26 protein-coding genes are annotated in these 20,734 nt (G+C 49.4%); all 26 read right to left on the bottom strand.

The features are described 5' to 3' along the window. Window positions 1-2 precede the first annotated feature (2 nt). The 26 genes from rplO to rpoB all read right to left on the bottom strand — a co-directional run bounded on the left by rplO (window position 3) and on the right by rpoB (window position 20,490). A complete protein-coding gene (gene rplO, locus FMS18_RS02835; protein ID WP_163292224.1) occupies window positions 3-449 on the bottom strand; it encodes a 50S ribosomal protein L15 in 447 nt (148 codons plus the stop codon). After that, window positions 446-619: a 50S ribosomal protein L30 gene (gene rpmD / locus FMS18_RS02830; RefSeq protein ID WP_136674393.1), complete on the bottom strand. Its 174-nt coding sequence runs from the start codon at window positions 617-619 to the stop codon at window positions 446-448. The genes rplO and rpmD overlap by 4 nt, the downstream gene beginning before the upstream one ends. Before the next feature lie 11 nt (window positions 620-630). After that, complete coding sequence (rpsE, locus tag FMS18_RS02825) at window positions 631-1,122, bottom strand: 30S ribosomal protein S5 (protein ID WP_136674394.1); 492 nt, start codon at window positions 1,120-1,122, stop codon at window positions 631-633. Between the two features lie 16 nt (window positions 1,123-1,138). Further along, window positions 1,139-1,498, bottom strand: coding sequence for a 50S ribosomal protein L18 (rplR, locus tag FMS18_RS02820; RefSeq protein WP_163292223.1), 360 nt, complete (start codon window positions 1,496-1,498; stop codon window positions 1,139-1,141). Between the two features lie 12 nt (window positions 1,499-1,510). Beyond that, window positions 1,511-2,047, bottom strand: coding sequence for a 50S ribosomal protein L6 (rplF, locus tag FMS18_RS02815; RefSeq protein ID WP_163292222.1), 537 nt, complete (start codon window positions 2,045-2,047; stop codon window positions 1,511-1,513). A gap of 12 nt (window positions 2,048-2,059) precedes the next feature. Continuing rightward, window positions 2,060-2,443, bottom strand: coding sequence for a 30S ribosomal protein S8 (rpsH, locus tag FMS18_RS02810; RefSeq protein WP_136674397.1), 384 nt, complete (start codon window positions 2,441-2,443; stop codon window positions 2,060-2,062). A gap of 15 nt (window positions 2,444-2,458) precedes the next feature. Continuing rightward, complete coding sequence (locus FMS18_RS02805) at window positions 2,459-2,644, bottom strand: type Z 30S ribosomal protein S14 (RefSeq protein ID WP_015337847.1); 186 nt, start codon at window positions 2,642-2,644, stop codon at window positions 2,459-2,461. Window positions 2,645-2,656: 12 nt separating this feature from the next. Continuing rightward, window positions 2,657-3,196 carry a 50S ribosomal protein L5 gene (gene rplE, locus FMS18_RS02800; RefSeq protein WP_163292221.1) on the bottom strand — a complete coding sequence of 180 codons (540 nt, stop codon included), beginning with the start codon at window positions 3,194-3,196 and terminating at the stop codon, window positions 2,657-2,659. A 9-nt stretch (window positions 3,197-3,205) separates the two neighbouring features. Further along, entirely contained in the window at window positions 3,206-3,523 is a 318-nt protein-coding gene (gene rplX / locus FMS18_RS02795; protein ID WP_163292220.1) for a 50S ribosomal protein L24, read from the bottom strand. Between the two features lie 25 nt (window positions 3,524-3,548). After that, window positions 3,549-3,917 carry a 50S ribosomal protein L14 gene (gene rplN / locus FMS18_RS02790; protein ID WP_136674400.1) on the bottom strand — a complete coding sequence of 123 codons (369 nt, stop codon included), beginning with the start codon at window positions 3,915-3,917 and terminating at the stop codon, window positions 3,549-3,551. A gap of 11 nt (window positions 3,918-3,928) precedes the next feature. After that, window positions 3,929-4,195 (bottom strand): 30S ribosomal protein S17, encoded by a 267-nt coding sequence (gene rpsQ / locus FMS18_RS02785; RefSeq protein ID WP_163292219.1) that lies wholly within the window; start codon window positions 4,193-4,195, stop codon window positions 3,929-3,931. A gap of 3 nt (window positions 4,196-4,198) precedes the next feature. Beyond that, a complete protein-coding gene (rpmC, locus tag FMS18_RS02780; RefSeq protein ID WP_163292218.1) occupies window positions 4,199-4,393 on the bottom strand; it encodes a 50S ribosomal protein L29 in 195 nt (64 codons plus the stop codon). 1 nt (window position 4,394) lies between these two features. Next, entirely contained in the window at window positions 4,395-4,808 is a 414-nt protein-coding gene (gene rplP, locus FMS18_RS02775; RefSeq protein ID WP_163292217.1) for a 50S ribosomal protein L16, read from the bottom strand. Beyond that, window positions 4,808-5,449 carry a 30S ribosomal protein S3 gene (rpsC, locus tag FMS18_RS02770; RefSeq protein ID WP_163292216.1) on the bottom strand — a complete coding sequence of 214 codons (642 nt, stop codon included), beginning with the start codon at window positions 5,447-5,449 and terminating at the stop codon, window positions 4,808-4,810. Before rpsC ends, rplP begins: the two co-directional genes overlap by 1 nt. 9 nt (window positions 5,450-5,458) lie before the next feature. Further along, entirely contained in the window at window positions 5,459-5,791 is a 333-nt protein-coding gene (gene rplV / locus FMS18_RS02765; RefSeq protein WP_163292215.1) for a 50S ribosomal protein L22, read from the bottom strand. Window positions 5,792-5,803: 12 nt separating this feature from the next. Continuing rightward, window positions 5,804-6,085, bottom strand: coding sequence for a 30S ribosomal protein S19 (rpsS, locus tag FMS18_RS02760; protein ID WP_015337856.1), 282 nt, complete (start codon window positions 6,083-6,085; stop codon window positions 5,804-5,806). A gap of 9 nt (window positions 6,086-6,094) precedes the next feature. Next, window positions 6,095-6,925, bottom strand: coding sequence for a 50S ribosomal protein L2 (gene rplB / locus FMS18_RS02755; protein ID WP_163292214.1), 831 nt, complete (start codon window positions 6,923-6,925; stop codon window positions 6,095-6,097). 3 nt (window positions 6,926-6,928) lie between these two features. After that, a complete protein-coding gene (gene rplW, locus FMS18_RS02750; protein WP_163292213.1) occupies window positions 6,929-7,219 on the bottom strand; it encodes a 50S ribosomal protein L23 in 291 nt (96 codons plus the stop codon). 2 nt (window positions 7,220-7,221) lie between these two features. Then, window positions 7,222-7,842, bottom strand: coding sequence for a 50S ribosomal protein L4 (gene rplD / locus FMS18_RS02745; RefSeq protein ID WP_163292212.1), 621 nt, complete (start codon window positions 7,840-7,842; stop codon window positions 7,222-7,224). Between the two features lie 11 nt (window positions 7,843-7,853). Further along, on the bottom strand, window positions 7,854-8,486 hold the full coding sequence (gene rplC, locus FMS18_RS02740; RefSeq protein ID WP_163292211.1) for a 50S ribosomal protein L3: 633 nt from the start codon (window positions 8,484-8,486) through the stop codon (window positions 7,854-7,856). A 13-nt stretch (window positions 8,487-8,499) separates the two neighbouring features. Continuing rightward, entirely contained in the window at window positions 8,500-8,817 is a 318-nt protein-coding gene (gene rpsJ, locus FMS18_RS02735; RefSeq protein WP_136674410.1) for a 30S ribosomal protein S10, read from the bottom strand. Between the two features lie 249 nt (window positions 8,818-9,066). After that, the gene (gene fusA / locus FMS18_RS02730; protein WP_163292210.1) at window positions 9,067-11,133 is read right to left on the bottom strand and encodes an elongation factor G; all 2,067 of its coding nucleotides are present in this window, start codon (window positions 11,131-11,133) and stop codon (window positions 9,067-9,069) included. A 12-nt stretch (window positions 11,134-11,145) separates the two neighbouring features. Then, entirely contained in the window at window positions 11,146-11,616 is a 471-nt protein-coding gene (gene rpsG / locus FMS18_RS02725; RefSeq protein WP_136674412.1) for a 30S ribosomal protein S7, read from the bottom strand. Window positions 11,617-11,641: 25 nt separating this feature from the next. After that, window positions 11,642-12,013, bottom strand: coding sequence for a 30S ribosomal protein S12 (gene rpsL, locus FMS18_RS02720; protein WP_015851063.1), 372 nt, complete (start codon window positions 12,011-12,013; stop codon window positions 11,642-11,644). A gap of 155 nt (window positions 12,014-12,168) precedes the next feature. Then, on the bottom strand, window positions 12,169-16,326 hold the full coding sequence (rpoC, locus tag FMS18_RS02715; RefSeq protein ID WP_163292209.1) for a DNA-directed RNA polymerase subunit beta': 4,158 nt from the start codon (window positions 16,324-16,326) through the stop codon (window positions 12,169-12,171). Between the two features lie 63 nt (window positions 16,327-16,389). Continuing rightward, window positions 16,390-20,490: a DNA-directed RNA polymerase subunit beta gene (gene rpoB, locus FMS18_RS02710; protein WP_163292208.1), complete on the bottom strand. Its 4,101-nt coding sequence runs from the start codon at window positions 20,488-20,490 to the stop codon at window positions 16,390-16,392. Between the last annotated feature and the right edge of the window lie 244 nt (window positions 20,491-20,734).

The raw sequence follows: 20,734 nt of genomic DNA, 5'->3' as shown, positions 1-20,734 counted from the left end.
TTTTATCCTTCCAGGGCTTTGGCAGTACCACCTGCCTTTGTGATCTTTTCAGTCGCAGATGCGCTGAAGCGGTGAGCTTCGATGGTGACAGCAGCACTTACTTCGCCCATGCCGAGAACTTTTACCAGTGCGCCTTTTTTGCAAAGGCCTCTTTCGTAAATGTCTTCGAGGGTGATTTCAGTTTTGCCTTCGAAAGCACCAAGAATCTGACCAACGTTAAGAGCTACATACTCTTCACGGAAGGGATTCTTGAAACCGCGCTTAGGCAGACGACGAGCCAGAGGCATCTGACCACCTTCAAACCAGGCGGGGACACCGCCGCCGGAGCGGGCGTTCTGACCTTTATGACCCTTGCCGGAGGTTCCACCCCAGCCGGAGCCGCCGCCGCGACCTACGCGCTTGCGATTTTTGCGTTCTTCTTCGAACGGATATATTTCGTGCAGCCTCATGATTCTGTTACCTCCACAAGGTGCTCAACTTTTTTGATCATTCCTCTTACGACGGAATTATCTTCAAAGCTTTTTTCCTGTCTGATCTTGCGCAGTCCCAGCGCCTTTACAGTAGCGCGCTGTTTGGGATTGCAGCCGATCATGCTGCGAACGAGTTTTACCTTAAGCATAACTATGTCTCCTACTTTCTGGGAGTCACAACTTTCTTCCCGCGGAGCTGAGAAACTTCATCAGCACTGCGCAGGGAAGCAAGTCCGGCGATAGTCGCGCGAAGGACGTTATGCGGGTTGTTGGTGCCGATAGCCTTGGTAAGGATATCGTGTACGCCTACAACTTCAAGTACCGCACGCACGGGACCACCGGCAATGATACCGGTACCCTTGGAAGCGGGCTTGAGCATTACGCGTCCTGCACCGTAACGGCCGAGAACTTCGTAAGGAAGAGTTCCGTCCAAAAGAGGAACGGTGATCATTTCTTTACGGGCTTTCTCTGAAGCTTTTCTGATTGCTTCAGGAACCTCGTTAGCCTTACCAAGTCCGAAACCGACCTGACCTTTACCGTCACCTACCACAACCAGGGCACTGAAGGAAAACCTTCTACCACCCTTAACAACTTTAGCTACTCGGTTGAGGTAAACGATTTTTTCAATCAGACCCAGATCATTCTGTTCCATGGATATTCCCATAAGTTTAGAATTTCAGGCCACCCTCACGAGCGCCGTCTGCCAGGGCCTTGACCCTGCCGTGATAGATATAACCGCTACGGTCGAAAACGACTGTCTCGATCTTCAGTTCCTTAGCTTTGGCAGCAATATCTTTGCCGACCAGAGCTGCGGTCTCGCAGGTAAGCTTGAGAGCTTCACCATCTTTAGCGAGAGCCTTAGAGGAAGATGCGGTCACGGTTTTGCCAATCAGATCATCTACGAGCTGAGCGTAGATGTGCTTATTTGAACGGAATACAACAAGACGCGGGCGAGCTGCAGTACCGCTGATTTTCTTGCGGATGCGGATCTTTTTACGCTGTCTTGCCTGTTCTTTAGTCATTTTCATGGCTTTACCCTACTATTTACCGGACTTACCGGCTTTACGTCTGATCTGTTCATCAATGTACTTGATGCCTTTGCCTTTGTAAGGCTCAGGCGGACGTACACGACGAAGCTGCGCAGCAACTTCACCAACCAGCTGCTTATCTACGCCGCTGATGGTGAGTTTGGTGTTGCCTTCTGCGTTAGCTTCGATTCCAGCAGGCAGTTCATAGTTAACGGGGTGAGAAAAACCAACGTTAAGAACGATGTTTTTACCCTGTACGTTAACCTTGTAACCTACACCGACTACTTCCAGAGTCTTGGAGAAGCCTTTGGAGACTCCTTCAATGCAGTTGGAGAGCAGTGAACGATGAAGGCCGTGCTGAGCACGTTCCTGACGGGAATCGCCAGACCTCTTCACCTCGACCACATTATCAGCAACAGTGAAGCTGACCATGGGGTGTACCGGGGTGGTGATGGTGCCTTTGGGGCCCTTTACGGAAACCACGTCAGCACCAACAGTTACTTCCACTCCGGAAGGTATATCAATAGGTTTTTTTCCAATTCTGGACATATTAAAACCTCTCTACCAGATTTCGCACAAGAGTTCGCCGCCAACGTTAAGCTCTGTCGCTTTAACGCCGTCAACTACGCCCTTTGAAGTGGAAAGTATGCAAATCCCAAGTCCATTGAGAACTGCGGGAATATCTTCAACGCCTACAAACACGCGACGACCGGGTGTGCTGATTTTCTTCATGCCACTAATGAGGGCTTTTCCATCAACATACTTGAGGGTGACGTTAATTTCATTGTCTTCGTTAGTGAAGTCAACGATATAACCTTCATCCTTCAGAATCCCGGCGATTGCTGTTTTGATCTTGGACCCGGGAATGGTCACGGTCTTGTGATAAGCACCGTGAGCATTACGAATGCGGGTCAGCATATCGGCGATAGGATCGACAACAGGCATTTTAAACTCCTTATATTACCAGCTGGCTTTACGCACGCCGGGAAGTTCACCCGCAAGGGCCTTTTCCCTGAAGCAGATACGGCAGATGCCGTACTTCCGCAGGAATGCACGAGGACGACCGCAGATGGGGCATCTGTTATATTCGCGCACTTTGAACTTAGGCTTACGTTTCGCCTTAACTTTTAAAGCTGTCCTGGCCAAAACGATATCCTCCTATTTCTTGAAGGGCATACCAAGAAGCTCGAGGAGCATCTTGCCTTCTTTATCAGTTTTAGCAGAGGTGACGATAGTCACGTTCATCCCTTTGGTGATCTCGATCTGATCGAGCTGAATCTCAGGAAAGATAGTCAATTCCTTGATTCCGAGGGTGAAGTTACCGCGACCATCGAAGCCTTTGTCAGGGATGCCGCGAAAATCGCGTACGCGAGGAAGTGCAAAGCTGATAAGCTTGTCCAGGAAGTCCCACATGAGTTCTCTGCGAAGAGTTACACGGGAACCTACAGGCATTCCTTCACGCAGCTTAAAAGCTGCAATTGACTTTTTCGCTCTGGTGACAACTGCTTTCTGACCGGCAATAGCGGTCAATTCAGCAACAGCACCGTCGATGAGCTTAGCGTTCTGGCTTGCTTCACCGAGTCCGATGTTAAGTGAGATTGCCTTGATACCGGGAATCTCCATCGAGCTCTTGTACCCGAACTCTTTATTAAGAGCCGGGGCGACCTTGTCCGTATATATTTTTTCGAGACGTGTCATCGCAAAACCCTAGTCGATGATTTCGTTACATTTTTTACAAAAACGGATGTTTTTTCCGTCTTCGGTCTCACGAATTCCAACTCTGGTTGCTTTTGTGCAAGCGGGGCACACAACCTGAATGTTAGAAATGTGAACAGGGGCTTCTTTCTCAACAATTCCGCCGGGCTGGTTAGCATACGGATTAGGCTTTGTGTGCCTGGAAACCATATTTACCTGCTCGATAAGGACTACGTCCTTTTTGCGGTTGATCTTAAGGACCTTGCCGATCTTCCCCTTATCCTTGCCGGCGATGACCATTACTTTGTCATCAACATGTATCTTGTTCATGCCGTTTACCTTCTTGTGATAAGGATTACAGAACCTCAGGTGCCAGAGAAACGATCTTCATGAACCCGCAGGCTCTGAGTTCTCTAGCTACGGGCCCGAAAATACGGGTCCCTACCGGGTCACTTGAGTTATTAAGAAGAACGGCAGAGTTATTGTCGAACTTGATGTAAGAACCGTCAGGACGACCAATTTCTTTCTTGGTACGAACAACGACTGCCTTCATCACAGCGCCCTTCTTCACTTTGGAATGGGGCATCGCTTCCTTAACGGAAACTACAATAATGTCTCCGACACTGGCGTAGCGTCTCTTGGAACCGCCCAGTACCTTGATACAAGATACTTTTTTGGCACCAGAGTTATCCGCTACGTCAAGTTTGGATTCTACCTGAATCATAGCTAATACCCCTAAACTGCTTTTTCCAGAATTTTATCGAGATGCCACCTTTTGCGCCGGCTAAGGGGGCGGAATTCAACAATCTGCACCTTATCGCCGATACCGCACTCATTAGCAGGATCATGTGCCATGAATTTGGTGTGGCGACGGATGTATTTTTTATACAGTGAGTGCTTCACGAGGGTCTCAACACGAACAACAATAGTCTTGTCGCTCTTGTCGGAGACAACCACGCCGGTCAGCACACGTCTGTTTCCTTTCAGATTAAGCTCTGCCATGGCTTATGCTCCCAGTTCCTTTTCACGCTGCACGGTGAGGATCTTTGCGATGTCTTTTTTAACATCGGACAATCTCTGGGTGTTTTCCAGCTGTGCAGTAGCATGCTGGAAACGAAGGTTGAAAAGCTCCTGACGGGCTTCTGCAAGCTTCTCATTCAGAGCAGCGTTGTCGAGTTCACGAAGTTCGTTCGCTTTCATTTTACAAACCCTCCTTAACTACAATCGCAGTCTTGACAGGAAGCTTGTGTGATGCACGGACCAAAGCTTCTTTGGCCAGTTCAATGTCAACGCCTTTCACTTCGTACAGAATGCGACCGGGTTTTACCGGAGCAACCCAACCAACCGGGGCACCTTTACCTTTACCCTGTCTGACTTCAGCAGGCTTGGCAGTGATAGGCATGTCAGGGAAAACCCTGATCCATACCTGACCGCCACGCTTAATGTGACGCATGATAGCGACACGAGCTGCTTCGATCTGGTTGTTGCTCAGTTTTCCGTGTTCCAGAGTCTTGATTGCAATATCGCCGAAAGCGATAGTGGAACCGCGCTGAGCTTTACCTTTCAGGCGACCTTTCTGACGTTTACGGAATTTAACTTTCTTAGGTGATAGCATTACTGTTCCACCTCGTGGTCGAGAATTTCACCTTTGAAGATCCAGACCTTGATGCCGATGACACCGTAGGTGGTATTAGCTCTAGCTACACCGTAATCGATGTCAGCTCTGAGTGTCTGAAGGGGTACGCGGCCATCGCGGTACCATTCGGTACGTGCGATTTCAGCACCGGCAAGACGACCGGCACAAGCAACTTTGATACCCTCTGCGCCGAACTTGCGAGCAAGGCCCACAATGCGCTTCATAGCGCGACGGAAAGCTACACGGCGCTCAAGCTGCTGAGCAATATTCTCAGCAACGAGCTGCGCGTCAGTTTCGGGACGGCGAATTTCATTTACTTCGAGAGCGAATTCTTTATTGAATTTTCTACGAAGATCTTCACGAAGCTTTTCGATCTCAACACCTTTACGGCCGATAACAATACCGGGACGTGCAGTGTGGATGATCAGACGGATTTTACCGCCAGCGCGCTCGATCTCAATTTTAGAGATACCAGCGTGGAAGATCTTCTCCTTTACATATTTACGAATGCTATCGTCTTCGAAGACGAAAGCTGGATAGTCCTTACTGGAGAACCATCTGGAAAGCCAGTTCTTGGTGTATCCAAGTCTGAAACCGTATGGATGTACTTTCTGACCCATGACACTACCCTACATTTCTTTTACTACGACGGTTATATGGCTGGTGCGCTTACAAATACGGTACGCACGCCCCATAGCCCTGGGCTGAATTCTCTTCCAGGTAGGACCTTCGTCAGCTTTGACGACGTCTACGTAAAGAGAGTCAACATCCACTCCGGGAATCTGTTCAGCGTTGGCAACTGCAGAGTACAGTACCTTGCTGAGCATATCAGCACCCTTTTTGGGGGTGAATTTCAGAATGTTGAGGGCTTCCTCAACAGGCTTTCCCTTGATGTTTTCCGCTACCAAGCGCACTTTCCTAGCGGAAATGCGCATATATTTTGCAATAGCTCTTGCTTCCATTGCTCAACCCTTCTAGCGTTTGGCCTTGCTTTTCTTGTCTGCTGCGTGGCCGTAGTAGGTACGAGTGGGGGAAAATTCACCCAGCTTGTGTCCTACCATGTTTTCGGTCACAAAGACAGGAATAAACTTACGGCCATTATGTACTGCGAAGGTCAGTCCTACCATTTCAGGAATGATAGTGGAGCGACGGGACCAAGTCTGGATAACCTTACGGTCACCGGAGTCCTGAGCTTTCACGACCTTTTTAAGCAGATGATCGTCAATAAACGGGCCTTTTTTCAATGATCTTGGCATTACAGTCTCCTACCTCTGCCCGCGGCGTTTAACGATGAGCTTGGAAGAAGGTTTCTTCTTACTGCGGGTCTTGTATCCCTTAGCAGGCATGCCCCAAGGAGAACAGGGGTGTCTACCACCGGAACTACGACCTTCACCACCACCCAAGGGGTGATCGATGGGGTTCATAGCAACACCACGAACTTTAGGTCTGCGACCGAGCCAGCGATTACGTCCGGCCTTACCAATGGTAATGTTTTCGTGATGGATGTTGCCAACCTGACCTACAGTAGCGCAACAAGTTGCGAGAACCTTGCGGACTTCACCGGAAGGCATACGCAGAAGAGCATATTTGTCTTCTTTAGCGATGAGCTGTGCATAGGTACCGGCTGCGCGGCAGAACTGTCCGCCCTTTCCGGGATGCAATTCAATATTATGTACGATAGTACCAACAGGAATGTTCTTGAGCAGGAGAGCGTTACCGGGTTTGATGTCGGCTTTCTCACCAGCAAGAATCTTGTCACCCTTATTGAGTCCTACAGGACAAAGGATGTAGCGTTTTTCACCGTCTGCATAGTTGAGCAGAGCGATGCGTGCGCTTCTGTTGGGATCATATTCGATTGAGGCAACAGTTGCGGGAACTTCCACTTTGTTACGTTTGAAGTCGATGATACGGTACAAACGTTTGGTACCGCCACCACGACGACGGGAAGTAATACGTCCGTTGCTGTTTCTACCAGCCTTCTTGGTCAGACCCTTGGTAAGGGTTTTTTCCGGAGTAGACTTAGTAATCTCCTCAAAGGTGGAGATAGTCTGGAACCGGCGACCAGGGGAGGTCGGCTTCAGCTTACGAGTAGCCATCTCTTAAACTCCTTCGAAGAATTCGATTTTTTCGCCCGCAGAAAGCTTTACGTAAGCTTTCTTGTAGCCGGACAATTTACCGACAACACGGCCGAACTTTCTGCGAAGACCGGGTCTTTTACGTACGATACGTACGGAATCAACCTTAACGTCAAAAGCGGATTCAACAGCTTTCTTGACTTCAGTCTTGTTGGCAGAAGGCAGCACATAAAAAGCGACCTGATTAGAGGACTCTTTAATGTCAGTGGCCTTTTCCGAAATGACCGGTTTGATAAGAATCTGAGTATAGTCCATGACTATTTTAACCTCTCCTGCAGATCCTGTGCTGCGTTCTCAAGCATTACAACCTGACGATGCTTCAGAATGTCATAAACATTCAGCTGGTCGGCAGAGATGAGCTTGATGCCAGGGATATTCCTCGCAGAAAGGAGGAGTTTAGAATCGGCGTCCTTGACAATAATCAAGGCTTTGTTCAGTCCGAGAGACTCAGCAACTTCGGCGAAGAGCCTGGTCTTAATCTCGGGAAGGTCGATGGATTTCACAACCATCAGCTTTTCTTCGCTGAATCTGGAAGTGAGTGCCATTCTGAGAGCCAGACGGCGGACCTTTTTATTTACCTTGAAGGAGTAGTCACGGGGCTGGGGACCGAAAGTAGTTCCACCGCCACGCCACAGGGGTGAACGGGTAGAACCTGCACGAGCACGACCGGTACCTTTCTGGCGCCAGGGCTTTGCACCACCGCCACGTTTCATACCACGAGTTTTAGTAGCATGAGTACCTTGGCGTTTGGCAGCAAGCTGTGAGCGTACTACGAGGTGCAGGATTTCGGGCTTGACCGGAACTTCGAAGATTTCCGGAGCAAGATCCATGCTCCCTACTTCCTTTTTCGTTTGATCATATATAGTAATGGTAGCCATTTTTAATTCCTCTAGCTGGTCTTGCGGATCATCACCAGACCGTTCTTAGGACCGGGAACCTGTCCCTTGACCACGAGAACGTTTTCGTCGGTGCGAACGTCTACGATTTCAATGTTGGAAACAGTAACGCGCTCATTACCCATCTGACCGGGCATTTTTTTGCCTTTGAATACTTTGCCAGGGAAAGTAGCGTGGCCGATGGAACCAGGAGAACGGTGTACCTTTTCAGCACCGTGAGAAGCACGGGAACCAGCGAAGTTCCAACGTTTCATTACGCCCTGGAAACCTTTACCTTTGGAGGTGCCGGTAACTTTTACCTTTTCACCTGCGGCAAAGATGTCCACGGAGATTTCCTGGCCCAGTTCGTAGTCAGCTACAGTGTCAAGGGGAAACTCACGAAGGTGACGGAAGTAGCCTTTGCCGGCTTTTTCCTGGTGACCTTTCGCGGGCTTGTTAACCTTGCGCTCGGGAAGAGCGTCGTAGCCAAGCTGGATGGCGTTGTAGCCTTCCTTCTCTTCGGTCTTAACCTGCATAACAGGACAAGGACCTACTTCGAGAACAGTGACGGGCACTACAGAACCGTCGTCTGCGAAGACGCGGGTCATGCCCAGTTTTTTACCGAGTAATCCGATAGTTTTTGCCATGTTGAATCCCTCCCTACAGCTTGATTTCAACGTCAACACCAGCGGGCAGGCTGAGCTTGCCGAGCGCGTCAACGGTCTGCTGGGTGGGTTCAAGAATATCAAGCAGACGCTTGTGGATTCTCATCTCAAACTGCTCACGAGACTTTTTGTCTACGTGCACAGAACGCTGTACAGTTGTACGGCTGATCTGTGTGGGCAGCGGGATGGGACCTGCGATAGCAGCGCCGGTATTGCGGGCAGTATCCACAATCTCAGTAACTGCTTTATCAAGGATACGGTAATCGTAAGCCTTGAGCTTGATCCTGATTCGATCACTAGTCATAGAAACCATGTTAATTTCTCCTAATTGAATTCAGAGATGGCCTTGTCAACTTGCAACAGTAAGAAGGAGCGTGAGGTTATCCTTCCGGGCCTGGTATGGTCGTCCGGCCAGCATGCCAAACCTTATACCTGATCTCTGTGGTTTCACGGGCGGTTCCCGTAAAAAATAAGAACCTCCCGAACTCGTATGAGGTCCGGGAGGTATATTGCTTTTTCAGCGTTGCTGTCAAGCGAAAATCAAATAAAAATTAAATTTAATCTAATTTTTATTGATAAGCTCTTCAGCGATAGAAGCAGGAACAGGCTCATAGTGGTCAAACTGCATGGTGAAAGTAGCACGACCCTGAGTCTTGGAGCGGAGGTCGGTTGCGTAACCGAACATTTCGCTAAGGGGCACGTCGCACTTAACAACCTGTGCGTTTGCACGGGCTTCCATGGAGCCTACGCGACCACGGCGACCGTTAAGGTCACCCATGACGTCGCCGAGGTACTCTTCAGGAGTAACAACTTCAACAGACATGATGGGCTCGAGCAGCTGCGGAGCAGCTTTCTTAACCGCTTCTTTAAGAGCCATTGAACCGGCGATGTAGAACGCCTGTTCGGAGGAGTCAACATCATGGTAAGAACCGTAAGTCAGAGTAGCCTTAAGGTCTACGAGCGGGAAGCCGGCGATAACACCGTTCTTCATTGCGTCGTGCATACCACGGTCAACTGCGGGAATGTATTCTTTCGGAATTACGCCGCCTTTAATTTCGTCGACGAATTCGTATTCACTTTCTTTGTTGGGCTCGATGGTAACAACAACGTGACCATACTGACCACGACCACCGGACTGCTTGGCGTACTTGTGATCAACTTCCACCTTCTTGGTGATAGTTTCACGGTAAGCAACGCGAGGCGCACCGACGTTTGCGTTAACATTGAACTCGCGCAGAAGGCGGTCAACAATAACTTCAAGGTGAAGTTCACCCATACCGGAAATCAGAGTCTGACCGGTTTCCTCGTCACCTTTGACGCGGAAAGAGGGGTCTTCCTTGGCAAGCTTGCCAAGGCCCTGACTGAGGAGATCGCGGTCAGCCTTAGTTTTAGGCTCAATAGCAACCTCAATTACCGGCTCAGGAATGTCGAGTGATTCGAGAACCACTGCATTCTTCTGCTCACAGAGGGTGTCACCGGTAGCCATGTTCTTAAGACCAACAGCTGCCACGATGTCACCGGCGTATGCTTCTTTGATTTCCTCACGCTTGTTAGCGTGCATCTTCAGCAGACGACCGATACGCTCTTTTTTACCGGTTGCGCCGTTAATGAAAGTAGCACCGGATTCAATTTTACCGGAGTACAAACGCAGGAAGGTAAGGTGACCGACAAAGGGGTCAGTCATGAGCTTGAAGGAGAGAGCTGAAAGAGGCAGATCATCATCACAAGGACAAGGAATTTCCTCGTCACTGTGAGGATCAGTACCGACAATCGCAGCAATATCCAGAGGAGAAGGAAGATAATCAACAACAGCGTCAAGCAGGGGCTGAACACCTTTGTTCTTGAATGCGGTACCGCAAAGAACAGGGCAGATGGTCAGGTTGATAGTCGCTGTACGGATACCCTTGATAATTTCTTCGGGGGTGAGTTCTTCACCGCCGAGGTATTTATCGAGAAGTTCTTCGTCTTCTTCAGCAATCGCTTCGATAAGCTCGAGACGCATGGCCTCGTACTTATCCATCAAGTCAGCAGGAATTTCCTCAATTGAGTAGTCCTTGCCCATTACGTCGGTGTAGATGAAAGCCTTACCAGTGATAAGGTCAACTGCACCTTGGTATTCGTCTTCAGCTCCGATGGGGATCTGAAGAGGTACTGCTTTAGCACCCAGACGGTCCTTGAGCATTTCTACACAACGGAAGAAGTCTGCTCCGATACGGTCCATCTTGTTAACGAAAGCCATACGGGGAACTTGATATCTGTCAGCCTGACGCCATACGGTCTCAGACTGCGGCTCAACACCGGCTACTGCATCGAAAACGGCAACTGCGCCGTCAAGTACGCGCAGTGCACGCTCAACTTCCATAGTGAAGTCAACGTGACCGGGAGTATCAATAATGTTGACGCGGTGATCTTTCCACATACAGGTGGTGGCAGCACTAGTGATAGTAATGCCACGTTCCTGTTCCTGGACCATCCAGTCCATGGTGGCTTCGCCATCATGGACTTCACCGATCTTATGAGAAACACCAGTATAGAAAAGAATGCGCTCAGTAGTGGTAGTCTTACCCGCATCAATGTGGGCCATGATACCAATGTTACGCTGTTTATCTCTTGCAACCTTTCTAGGCACTTTGTACTCCGATTACCAACGGTAGTGAGCAAAAGCCTTGTTGGCTTCGGCCATACGATGGGTGTCTTCCTTTTTCTTAACAGCACCACCACGCTTATTGAAAGCGTCGAGGAATTCACCGCTAAGGCGGGCAACCATGCCCTTCTCGCCTCTGGAACGAGCCTGGTTGATCAGCCATCTGATTGCCAGGGAAACCTGACGCTCAGGGCGAACTTCAACGGGCACCTGATAAGTAGCACCACCAACACGGCGGGACTTAACTTCCACGTGGGGCTTAACGTTTTCCACTGCCTTTTCAAAAGCCTTGATAGGATCTTCCTGGGTTTTGTCACCGAGGAATTCAAGAGCTTGATAGAATATATTTTCAGACACACTCTTCTTACCGTCGAACATGAGTCTATTCATGAACTTGGTTGCAAGCTGAGAGCCGTATACCGGATCGGGAAGAATCTGTCTTTTGGGTACCGGACCTTTACGAGGCATATTGGTTACTCCTTGGAATTAAATGCTATTTAGGACGCTTTGCGCCGTACTTGGAACGACCCTGACGACGATCTGCAACACCGGCGGTGTCGAGGGAGCCGCGAACGATATGGTAACGAACACCAGGTAAATCTTTTACACGACCACCACGGATAAGTACCACAGAGTGTTCCTGAAGGTTATGACCTTCACCACCGATGTATGCAGTAACTTCGATGGCATTAGTCAGACGCACACGAGCGACCTTACGCAGTGCGGAGTTAGGCTTCTTAGGGGTTGTGGTGTACACGCGAGTGCATACGCCACGGCGCTGGGGGCAGGCCTGAAGCGCAGGAGTCTTCTTACGCTTGAGCTGCTTTTCACGCCCTTTTCTTATAAGCTGATTGATGGTTGGCATGAACCCTCCAAATTAAGTTTTATTACAAAGACCGACGCAGTTAGACTAATATTTCACAATTTGTCAAGAACAAATTGTGAAATATTTCTCCGTTGTCCTTAAGTCAGGCTGCAACCACCTGCTCTACGGACCGGGTCTGCGTACTGGCGCCAGCACTATCTTTCGTTAACGAGCAGCGGTTCTTCTTCAAGTTCTTCAAGGAACTTATCAGCACGTTCAGGCTGGTCGGGCACAATGATGTCAGTACGTGCGTACTTACGGAACCCGGTACCGGCCGGAATGAGTCGACCAACGATAACGTTTTCTTTCAAGCCGCGCAGATAATCCTTCTTGCCGCAGAGTGAAGACTCGGTAAGAACCTTGGTAGTCTCCTGAAATGAAGCAGCTGAGATGAATGAAGCGGTTGAAAGCGAAGCCTGAGTAATACCCAGAACATGAGTCTGAGCGGTAGCAGGCTTAAGTCCGTTAGCGACAGCGTCCTGGTTGGTTTCCATGAAACGCTGCTTGTCCACCTGTTCGCCCACAAGAAAATGGGTCTCGCCGGGATCAACGACGCTGACCTTCTTGAGCATCTGGCGGACAATAACTTCGATATGCTTATCGTTAATTCCAACACCCTGGAAACGGTAAACGTCCTGAATTTCCTCAACCAGAAAGCGTGCGAGAAATTTCTCACCCTTGACTTTCAGGATATCATGCAGTTCGGGCAGACCTTCTGTCATCAGGTCACCGGCTTCTACGAAGTCGCCTTCCTGTGCAGTGATATGACGGCCCTTGGGCACGAGGTATTCTTTAGTTTCACCAACTTCAGGGGTAACAACAATTTTGCGCTTGCCTTTGGATTCAGGTCCATAGGAGACCACACCATCAATCTCCGAAATGATTCCAAGTTCCTTTGGTTTGCGCACTTCAAACAGCTCCGCAACACGAGGAAGACCACCAACGATGTCCTTGGTCTTTGAAGTTTCGCGAAGCTTACGTGCGATAATGTCACCAGCATTGACAACATTACCGTCTTTAACCATCAGAATCGCGCCAACCGGCAGCGGATAAATCGCTTTCAAGCTGGATCCGGGACGGTTCAGGGGTTCCCCGTCTTCGCCGCAGATGGAAATTGATGGTTTAAAGTTAGTGGTACGGTATTCCTGGATTGTGTAAGTAGCCTGTCCTGTGGCTTCATCAACACGTTCCTGGAAAGTTTTACCTTCAACAAGGTCGGTAAACTTAACAGTACCGGTTACGTCAGTGATAAAGGGCTCTGCAAGAGGATCCCACTCGGCTAGCATAGTACCTTGTGTGATCTGCTGCCCTTCTTCAACGTAAAGTTTTGCACCAAGGGGAAGAACGTACTTTTCACGTTCCCTGCCCTGCTCGTCCACAATACCGATCTGGCAACTCTTACCAAGAACCATCTGGTTCCCTTCAGCGTTACGGACGGAGCGCATGCGGTTCAGGACTACAGAACCGTTATGCTGTGCTTCAAAAGATGACTGCTGAATTTCACGGGATGCGGTACCACCAATGTGGAAGGTACGCATTGTCAGCTGTGTTCCAGGTTCACCAATGGACTGCGCGGCGATGATACCTACGGTTTCACCTACGTTTACAACGTGGCCCCTTGCGAGGTCTCGTCCGTAACACATGGCGCAGATACCGTGCTTGGCACGGCAGGTCAACGGAGAACGAACAATCATGGAGTTAATACCGTTATCATCAATGATCTTTGCTGCTGCTTCATCAATAAGAGAATCAGCAGGAACAAGGATTTCACCGGTATCTTCCTTAACGACATCGTGAATGGTCACGCGGCCGAGAACTTTTTCCGCCAGTCTTTCCTTGATTTCGCCACCTTTAATATAGTGGGTAAGCTCAAGGCCGTCGACTGTGCGGCAGTCGTGGTCGGCAATGGTTACATCCTGAACAACGTCGACAAGACGACGGGTCAGGTAACCGGAGTTCGCTGTTTTCAGCGCGGTATCCGCGAGACCTTTACGGGCACCGTGAGTAGAAATAAAGTACTGGAGAACCGAGAGACCTTCACGGAAAGATGAAGTAATCGGAGTTTCGATAATTTCACCGGAAGGTTTCGCCATCAGACCACGCATACCTGCGAGCTGACGCATCTGATCCTGGTTACCACGAGCACCAGAGTGGGCCATCATGAAGACCGGGTTGAAGGAAGAGTTGGTCTCTTCTTTACCTGTCTTGGGGTCGACCATGACGTCAGTAGACATTTCATTGGTCATCTCGGTTGAAACGTCGTTTGTTACCTTGGTCCAAACGTCGACAACCTTGTTGTACTTCTCAGTACGGGTGATGATACCTTCGCGGTACTGTGCTTCAATATCTTCAACCTCGGCGTATGCAGTTTCAAGCAGTCCGGCCTTTTTAGCGGGAATGGTCAAATCTTTAACACCGATAGTGATAGCAGCACGGGTTGCGTGTTCGTAACCGAGGTCTTTAAGACGGTCACAAAGAATGACAGTCGCCTTACTTCCGGAAGTGCGGTAGGCGCTGGAAACAAGCTTCGCGATATTCTTCTTGGTCATGACCACGTTTGCATACTCAAAGCCCATACCTTCGGGAACAAGCTCACCAACGAGGATACGGCCGGGAGTAGTCTCGACCAATTCACCCTCAATGCGAACCTTGATGCGGGCATGCATGCTGAGTACTTTGGCATCCAGAGCGGCAATAACTTCCCACGGAGCGGTAAAAGTCATGCCTTCCCCTTTTGAGAATGAACGTTCAACGGTCAAATAGTAAAGACCGAGGACGATATCCTGAGAAGGGTTGATGATGGGCTGTCCGTTTGCAGGGGACAGGATGTTGTTTGAAGACATCATCAGAACACGACACTCAATCTGTGCTTCCACGGAAAGAGGTACGTGAACAGCCATCTGGTCACCGTCAAAGTCAGCGTTGTATGCAGAACATACAAGCGGATGCAGCTGAATAGCCTTACCTTCTACCAGAGTCGGTTCGAATGACTGGATACCGAGGCGGTGAAGAGTCGGCGCACGGTTGAGCATGATCGGGTATTCGCTAACAACATTGTCGAGAATATCCCAGACAACGAGGTCTTCGCGTTCAACCATCTTTTTTGCGCTCTTGATGGTGGTTGCGATTTCCCTACGCTCAAGTTCTGCGTAAATAAAAGGTTTGAACAGCTCCAGAGCCATCTTCTTGGGAAGACCGCACTGGTGCAGTTTCAGCTTCGGACCAACAACAATTACGGAACGTCCGGAGTAGTCAACACGTTTACCGAGCAGGTTCTGACGGAAACGACCCTGTTTACCCTTGATCATATCGGAAAGGGATTTCAGGGGACGACCGTTGGTACCGGTGATTGCGCGGCCGCGGCGACCGTTGTCGAAGAGTGCATCAACAGATTCCTGAAGCATGCGCTTTTCGTTACGGATAATAATGTCCGGAGCACCGAGTTCGATCAGGCGCTTGAGACGGTTGTTCCTGTTGATGACGCGACGGTAGAGGTCGTTGAGGTCGGAAGTTGCAAAACGTCCACCATCAAGAGGAACCAGAGGACGCAGCTCAGGCGGAATGACCGGAACAACATCCATGATCATCCACTGGCAGTCGTTGCCGGACTCAAGAAAAGCTTCAACAATCTTAAGACGTTTGGTCAGCTTTTTCTTTTTGGTCTGGCTACGGGTAGTCAGGGACTCTTCACGGAGCTCATGCCTGAGAGTTGGCATATCAATCTGGGCCAGCAGTCCTTTAATGGTTTCTGCGCCCATGCCCACTTCAATGGCTTCTTCGCCGTAGTGGTCGATAACCTGAAAATACTGGTCTTCAGAAATGATCTGGTACTGCTTGAGCGGGGTTTCGCCCGGATCAAGTACAATATAAGAATCAAAGTAGAGCACCTTCTCAAGGTCGGCCATGGTGATATCAAGCAGGGTACCGATCTTGGAAGGAAGAGTTTTCAGAAACCAGATATGGGCTACAGGAGCTGCAAGCTCGATGTGGCCCATGCGTTCACGTCTGACTTTTGAAGCGATAACTTCAACACCGCATTTTTCACATACGATGCCGCGGTGTTTCATGCGCTTGTACTTACCGCAGTTACACTCATAGTCTTTTACAGGTCCAAAAATTTTAGCGCAGAAAAGACCATCTCTTTCCGGCTTGAAAGTCCTGTAGTTGATGGTCTCGGGCTTCTTGACTTCACCGAAAGACCACTCACGGATCTTCTCGGGAGAAGCAATGGAAATCTGAATACCTTTGAGGCCACGTCCAGCGAGGCCTGCACCGGATGTTCTACGCATAGTGAACAGTTCGTCCAGACTCATTAATATACCCCTTACATGAAAAGGTTTATTTAATCGCGGGGGCCATTTAGGCCCCCGCGTTCATTATTTCTTGTCGGCAGTTTCTTCGACTTGATCCTGAAGCAGGTTAACATCAAGACCGAGGGACATAAGTTCCTTGACCAGAACGTTAAAGGATTCAGGCAGACCGGCTTCAAGGAAGTTATCTCCCTTGACGATCTTTTCGTACATCTTGACACGACCGGTTACGTCATCGGACTTGACGGTCAGGAACTCCTGAAGCAGGTAGGCTGCGCCGTATGCTTCAAGTGCCCAGACTTCCATCTCACCGAGACGCTGACCACCAAACTGTGCCTTACCGCCGAGAGGCTGCTGGGTAACCAGCGAGTAAGGACCGGTGGAACGGGCGTGAATCTTTTCATCAACAAGGTGATGCAGCTTAAGGATGTACATTACACCGACTGTTACGCGGTTATGGAACGGGTCCCCGGTACGACCGTCATAAAGTGTGACCTTACCGTCTTCACCGATACCGGTCTTGCCGACCAAATCCCAGATTTCTTCTTCGGTAGCACCGTCAAAGACCGGGGTTTTGGTGACCATACCTTCGCGGGCCTTGTTAACCGCGACTCTGAATTCTTCATCATCCAGAGAGTCGATCAACTCAAAGACATCTTCTGAATCAAAGGTATCCTTGATTTCCTGGCGAATAACGCCAAGGGCTTCGCCGGTATCAAGCATGGCTGCGAATTTCTGACCGAGAGCCAGAGCTGCCCAGCCGAGGTGGGTTTCCATAATCTGACCGATGTTCATACGTGAAGGAACACCAAGGGGGTTCAGTACGATATCAACGGGAGTACCGTTATCAAAGAACGGCAGATCCTGTTCAGGCAGGATGTTGGAGACAACACCTTTGTTACCGTGGCGACCAGCCATTTTGTCACCTACGCTGAGCTTACGCTTAACAGCGATGTAGACTTTGACCATCTTGATTACGCCCGGGGGCAGATCGTCACCTTCGGTAACTTTTTCGCGTTTCACATCATAAATTCCTTTGATGATGCGAATCTGCTTATCGTATTCAGCGAGCAGCTGTTTAACTGCTTCGTTGGTTTCTTTATCTGCAAAGAGTCCGCCCAGTTTTTTAAGAGGTACTTCAGCGAGGATTTCATCGGTGATGATGTGTCCAGCTTCGGCAAGAACCTCTCCTTTTCTGCGACCCATGAGGGTCTGGGCGATCTGCTTATTGGTGACCACTTCCGCGACTTTAACGCGGGTCTTATTGGTCAGGGATTCGATATGCTTGCTTTCTTTCATATCGTGTTTGGCAAGCTCGAAATCCTCGATGTTTCTGGTACGATCGTCTTTGTCACCGGAACGGCGGTTAAAAACTTTAACGTCGACAATAGTACCTTCAATTCCCGGCGGAACCTTGAGGGATGTGTTTTTCACATCGCGGGCCTTATCACCGAAGATTGCGCGGAGCAGTTTTTCTTCGGGAGTAAGCTGGGTTTCACCTTTGGGAGTGATCTTACCGACGAGAATGTCGTCGGGAGCGATACGCGCACCGAGGCGGATAATACCGCACTCATCAAGGTTGCGGAGCATATCTTCACTCACGTTGGGAATATCGCGGGTAACTTCTTCGGGCCCAAGCTTTGTGTCACGGGCGACCAGTTCGAATTCCTCGATATGAACCGAGGTAAACACGTCTTCCTTGACCACGCGCTCGGAGATGAGGATGGAATCCTCAAAGTTGTATCCGCACCAGGGCATAAATGCTACGAGCAGGTTCTTACCGAGAGCAAGCTCGCCGTCCTTGATACCGGGACCGTCAACAAGGACATCACCTTTCTTGACACGGGTTCCGATAGGCAGACGAGGACGCTGGCCGTAACAGGAGTTCTGGTTGGATTTATGCCACTTCTGGAGTTCGTAATGCTTGATACCGCCGGTATTGGGGTAAACACCATCATCATAACGAACAACAAGACGTTCAGCATCAACATAGTCGATAATACCGTCGTTCTCGGCAAGAACACAACTACCTGAATCCTGAGCAACGTTTGCTTCCATACCGGTACCAACCAGAGGCTGGGAGGTTTTCAGCAGGGGAACAGCCTGACGCTGCATGTTTGAACCCATAAGTGCGCGGTTCGCATCATCGTGCTCAAGGAAAGGAATCAGCGCAGCAGAGACAGATACTGTCTGACTGGGGCTGATATCCATGAGAGTTGCATCTTCACGGGGGTGCATAGAAACATCACCGTTAAGACGACAGGTTACCAGAGGATTACTGAATGATCCTTTTTCATCAATAGGAGCGTTAGCCTGTGCGACTACATGCCCTACTTCGCGAGTAGCATCGTAATATAAAATCTCGTCGGTCATGGTGGAATCTTTAATTGTCCGGTAAGGACTTTCAATGAAACCGAAATCGTTGACCTTGGAGTAAGTTGTCAGAGAAACAATCAGACCGATGTTCGGACCTTCAGGAGTCTCAATGGGGCAGATTCGTCCGTAGTGGGAAACGTGAACGTCTCGAACTTCAAAACCTGCACGCTCACGAGTCAGACCACCGGGTCCAAGCGCGGAAAGTCTGCGCTTGTGGGTCACTTCGGAAAGCGGGTTGGTCTGGTCCATAAACTGTGAAAGCTGAGAAGTACCGAAGAACTCCTTAAGTACAGCTGCCACCGGCTTGGGGTTGATCAGGTCATGAGGCATGAGAGTGGCCACTTCCTGGAGGCTCATGCGCTCCTTGATGGCTCTTTCCATACGTACAAGACCGATGCGGTACTGGTTTTCAACCAGCTCGCCAACCGGACGGACACGTCTGTTACCGAGGTTATCGATATCATCAGCAGGACCATGGCTGTCCTTGAGCTTGCACAGAACCTTGACCGCAGTGAGGATATCCTCATTGGTCAGGGTGCGCAGTTCAAGGGGAGTCTCAATGTTGAGACGTGCATTCAGCTTGTAGCGACCAACGCTGGAGAGATCGTAGTAATCGGAGCTGCGGAACAGGTTTTCAAAAAAGTTCGCAGCAATTTCAGCAGTGGGCGGGGAACTGGGACGCAATCTGCGATAAATTTCAATCTGCGCGGACTCAACATCAGTGGACTTATCCAACATCATGGAGTCACGCAGAGCAGATGAAACATCAGCACCCTGAGTATGCAGAACTTTAACCTCTTTAAGGCCAACTTCCTGAATGCGTTCAAAGATCTCTTCAGTTATCTCGTCAGCTGCTTCAGCAATAACTTCACCGGTGTCCGGATCAGTAATATCGTTGAAGGCAAACTGGCCCACGAGGCACTTGGGATCTACTTCAATATATTCAACACCGCCACGGATCAGCTTTTTCCAGCCGAACTTGGTGACTTGTTTATCACGCTTTACAATGACCTTGCCGTCTTCGAGGCAAAGGTCAACCCAAGCATTTTCCTTGCGGTACTGACTTTCAACAACCTTACGACGTACAATATGACGGTCGATCTGGTACTCTTCCACGTCATAATAGTAGTCGAGAATGTCCTGCTTGGAGAGGCCCATAGCCTTAAGCAGTACAGTCGCGGGCATTTTGCGGCGACGGTCGATTCGCACATAGAGAATGTCTTTGTGGTCGAAGTCAAAATCCAGCCAAGAACCGCGCATGGGAATAATGCGGCAACTGTAAAGGACCCTGCGGCTGGTGTGTGTTTTACCGGAATCGTGTTCGAAGATAATACCGGGAGAACGCTGGAGCTGGTTAACGATAACACGTTCAGTACCATTTATAATAAAAGTACCCTGCTCACTCATGAGCGGAACGGTTCCGAAATAAATATCCTGCTCTTTAATGTCGCGGATAGTTCTGCTTTCGGTCTCTTCGTCAACATCGAAGACCACGAGGCGTACCTTGATACGGATAGGAGCTTCATAAGTAAGCCCCTTGGAGATACACTCATCCATATCATATTTAGGCTCGCCAATGTCATAGCTGACATATTCGAGACTTGCGGTTTTGTTGAAATCTTCAATCGGAAAAACCGAACGAAAAACTCCTTCGAGGCCTATATCCGCCCTGCTGGCGGGGGCTACGCCTTCCTGAAGGAATTTTTTGAAGGAATCCACCTGCAGTTCAAGCAAGTGGGGAATCGGCAGAGTGACTTTGATCTTTCCAAATATTTTTCTGAGCTGACCCATCGTATCCTCAATCAAGTGAGAAGGTTAGGGTTGGAATGAAGCAATTTGACGAACATCAACCAATAAATAGTTAGTTCCAAGTCAAAAAGTACAAGATAAACGTAGGCGGCAGAACAACTTGCCTGAAAGAAATTTTTTAAGGTTTATTTTGATGCGCAAAAAAGATCCGGCTGCGCCTTTTCCGAATCTTATCAAAATAATTGATCAGGCAATTTTGTCAATCTTTTTAACAGCGAGAAGAGCG

This window comes from Desulfovibrio sp. JC022 (assembly GCF_010470665.1).
Lineage (GTDB): Bacteria > Desulfobacterota > Desulfovibrionia > Desulfovibrionales > Desulfovibrionaceae > Maridesulfovibrio.
The sequence above is the reverse complement of the archived record's forward strand: the minus strand, read 5'-3'. Positions and strand labels throughout refer to the sequence as shown.

Coding starts and splice junctions, on each gene's coding strand:
- rpmC (WP_163292218.1), bottom strand. CDS start 4,393: ATGAAAGCGAACGAACTTCGTGAACTCGACAACGCTGCTCTGAATGAG.
- rpsE (WP_136674394.1), bottom strand. CDS start 1,122: ATGGAACAGAATGATCTGGGTCTGATTGAAAAAATCGTTTACCTCAAC.
- rplB (WP_163292214.1), bottom strand. CDS start 6,925: ATGGCTACTCGTAAGCTGAAGCCGACCTCCCCTGGTCGCCGGTTCCAG.
- rpsG (WP_136674412.1), bottom strand. CDS start 11,616: ATGCCTCGTAAAGGTCCGGTACCCAAAAGACAGATTCTTCCCGATCCG.
- rplR (WP_163292223.1), bottom strand. CDS start 1,498: ATGAAAATGACTAAAGAACAGGCAAGACAGCGTAAAAAGATCCGCATC.
- rpsS (WP_015337856.1), bottom strand. CDS start 6,085: ATGCCAAGATCATTGAAAAAAGGCCCGTTTATTGACGATCATCTGCTT.
- rplW (WP_163292213.1), bottom strand. CDS start 7,219: ATGGACTATACTCAGATTCTTATCAAACCGGTCATTTCGGAAAAGGCC.
- rplD (WP_163292212.1), bottom strand. CDS start 7,842: ATGGCTACCATTACTATATATGATCAAACGAAAAAGGAAGTAGGGAGC.
- rplC (WP_163292211.1), bottom strand. CDS start 8,486: ATGGCAAAAACTATCGGATTACTCGGTAAAAAACTGGGCATGACCCGC.
- rplX (WP_163292220.1), bottom strand. CDS start 3,523: ATGAACAAGATACATGTTGATGACAAAGTAATGGTCATCGCCGGCAAG.
- rplP (WP_163292217.1), bottom strand. CDS start 4,808: ATGCTATCACCTAAGAAAGTTAAATTCCGTAAACGTCAGAAAGGTCGC.
- rplV (WP_163292215.1), bottom strand. CDS start 5,791: ATGGAAGCAAGAGCTATTGCAAAATATATGCGCATTTCCGCTAGGAAA.
- rpsL (WP_015851063.1), bottom strand. CDS start 12,013: ATGCCAACCATCAATCAGCTTATAAGAAAAGGGCGTGAAAAGCAGCTC.
- rpoC (WP_163292209.1), bottom strand. CDS start 16,326: ATGAGTCTGGACGAACTGTTCACTATGCGTAGAACATCCGGTGCAGGC.
- rplF (WP_163292222.1), bottom strand. CDS start 2,047: ATGTCCAGAATTGGAAAAAAACCTATTGATATACCTTCCGGAGTGGAA.
- rplO (WP_163292224.1), bottom strand. CDS start 449: ATGAGGCTGCACGAAATATATCCGTTCGAAGAAGAACGCAAAAATCGC.
- rpsH (WP_136674397.1), bottom strand. CDS start 2,443: ATGCCTGTTGTCGATCCTATCGCCGATATGCTGACCCGCATTCGTAAT.
- rpmD (WP_136674393.1), bottom strand. CDS start 619: ATGCTTAAGGTAAAACTCGTTCGCAGCATGATCGGCTGCAATCCCAAA.
- rpoB (WP_163292208.1), bottom strand. CDS start 20,490: ATGGGTCAGCTCAGAAAAATATTTGGAAAGATCAAAGTCACTCTGCCG.
- rplN (WP_136674400.1), bottom strand. CDS start 3,917: ATGATTCAGGTAGAATCCAAACTTGACGTAGCGGATAACTCTGGTGCC.
- rpsC (WP_163292216.1), bottom strand. CDS start 5,449: ATGGGTCAGAAAGTACATCCATACGGTTTCAGACTTGGATACACCAAG.
- rplE (WP_163292221.1), bottom strand. CDS start 3,196: ATGACACGTCTCGAAAAAATATATACGGACAAGGTCGCCCCGGCTCTT.
- rpsQ (WP_163292219.1), bottom strand. CDS start 4,195: ATGGCAGAGCTTAATCTGAAAGGAAACAGACGTGTGCTGACCGGCGTG.
- rpsJ (WP_136674410.1), bottom strand. CDS start 8,817: ATGGTTTCTATGACTAGTGATCGAATCAGGATCAAGCTCAAGGCTTAC.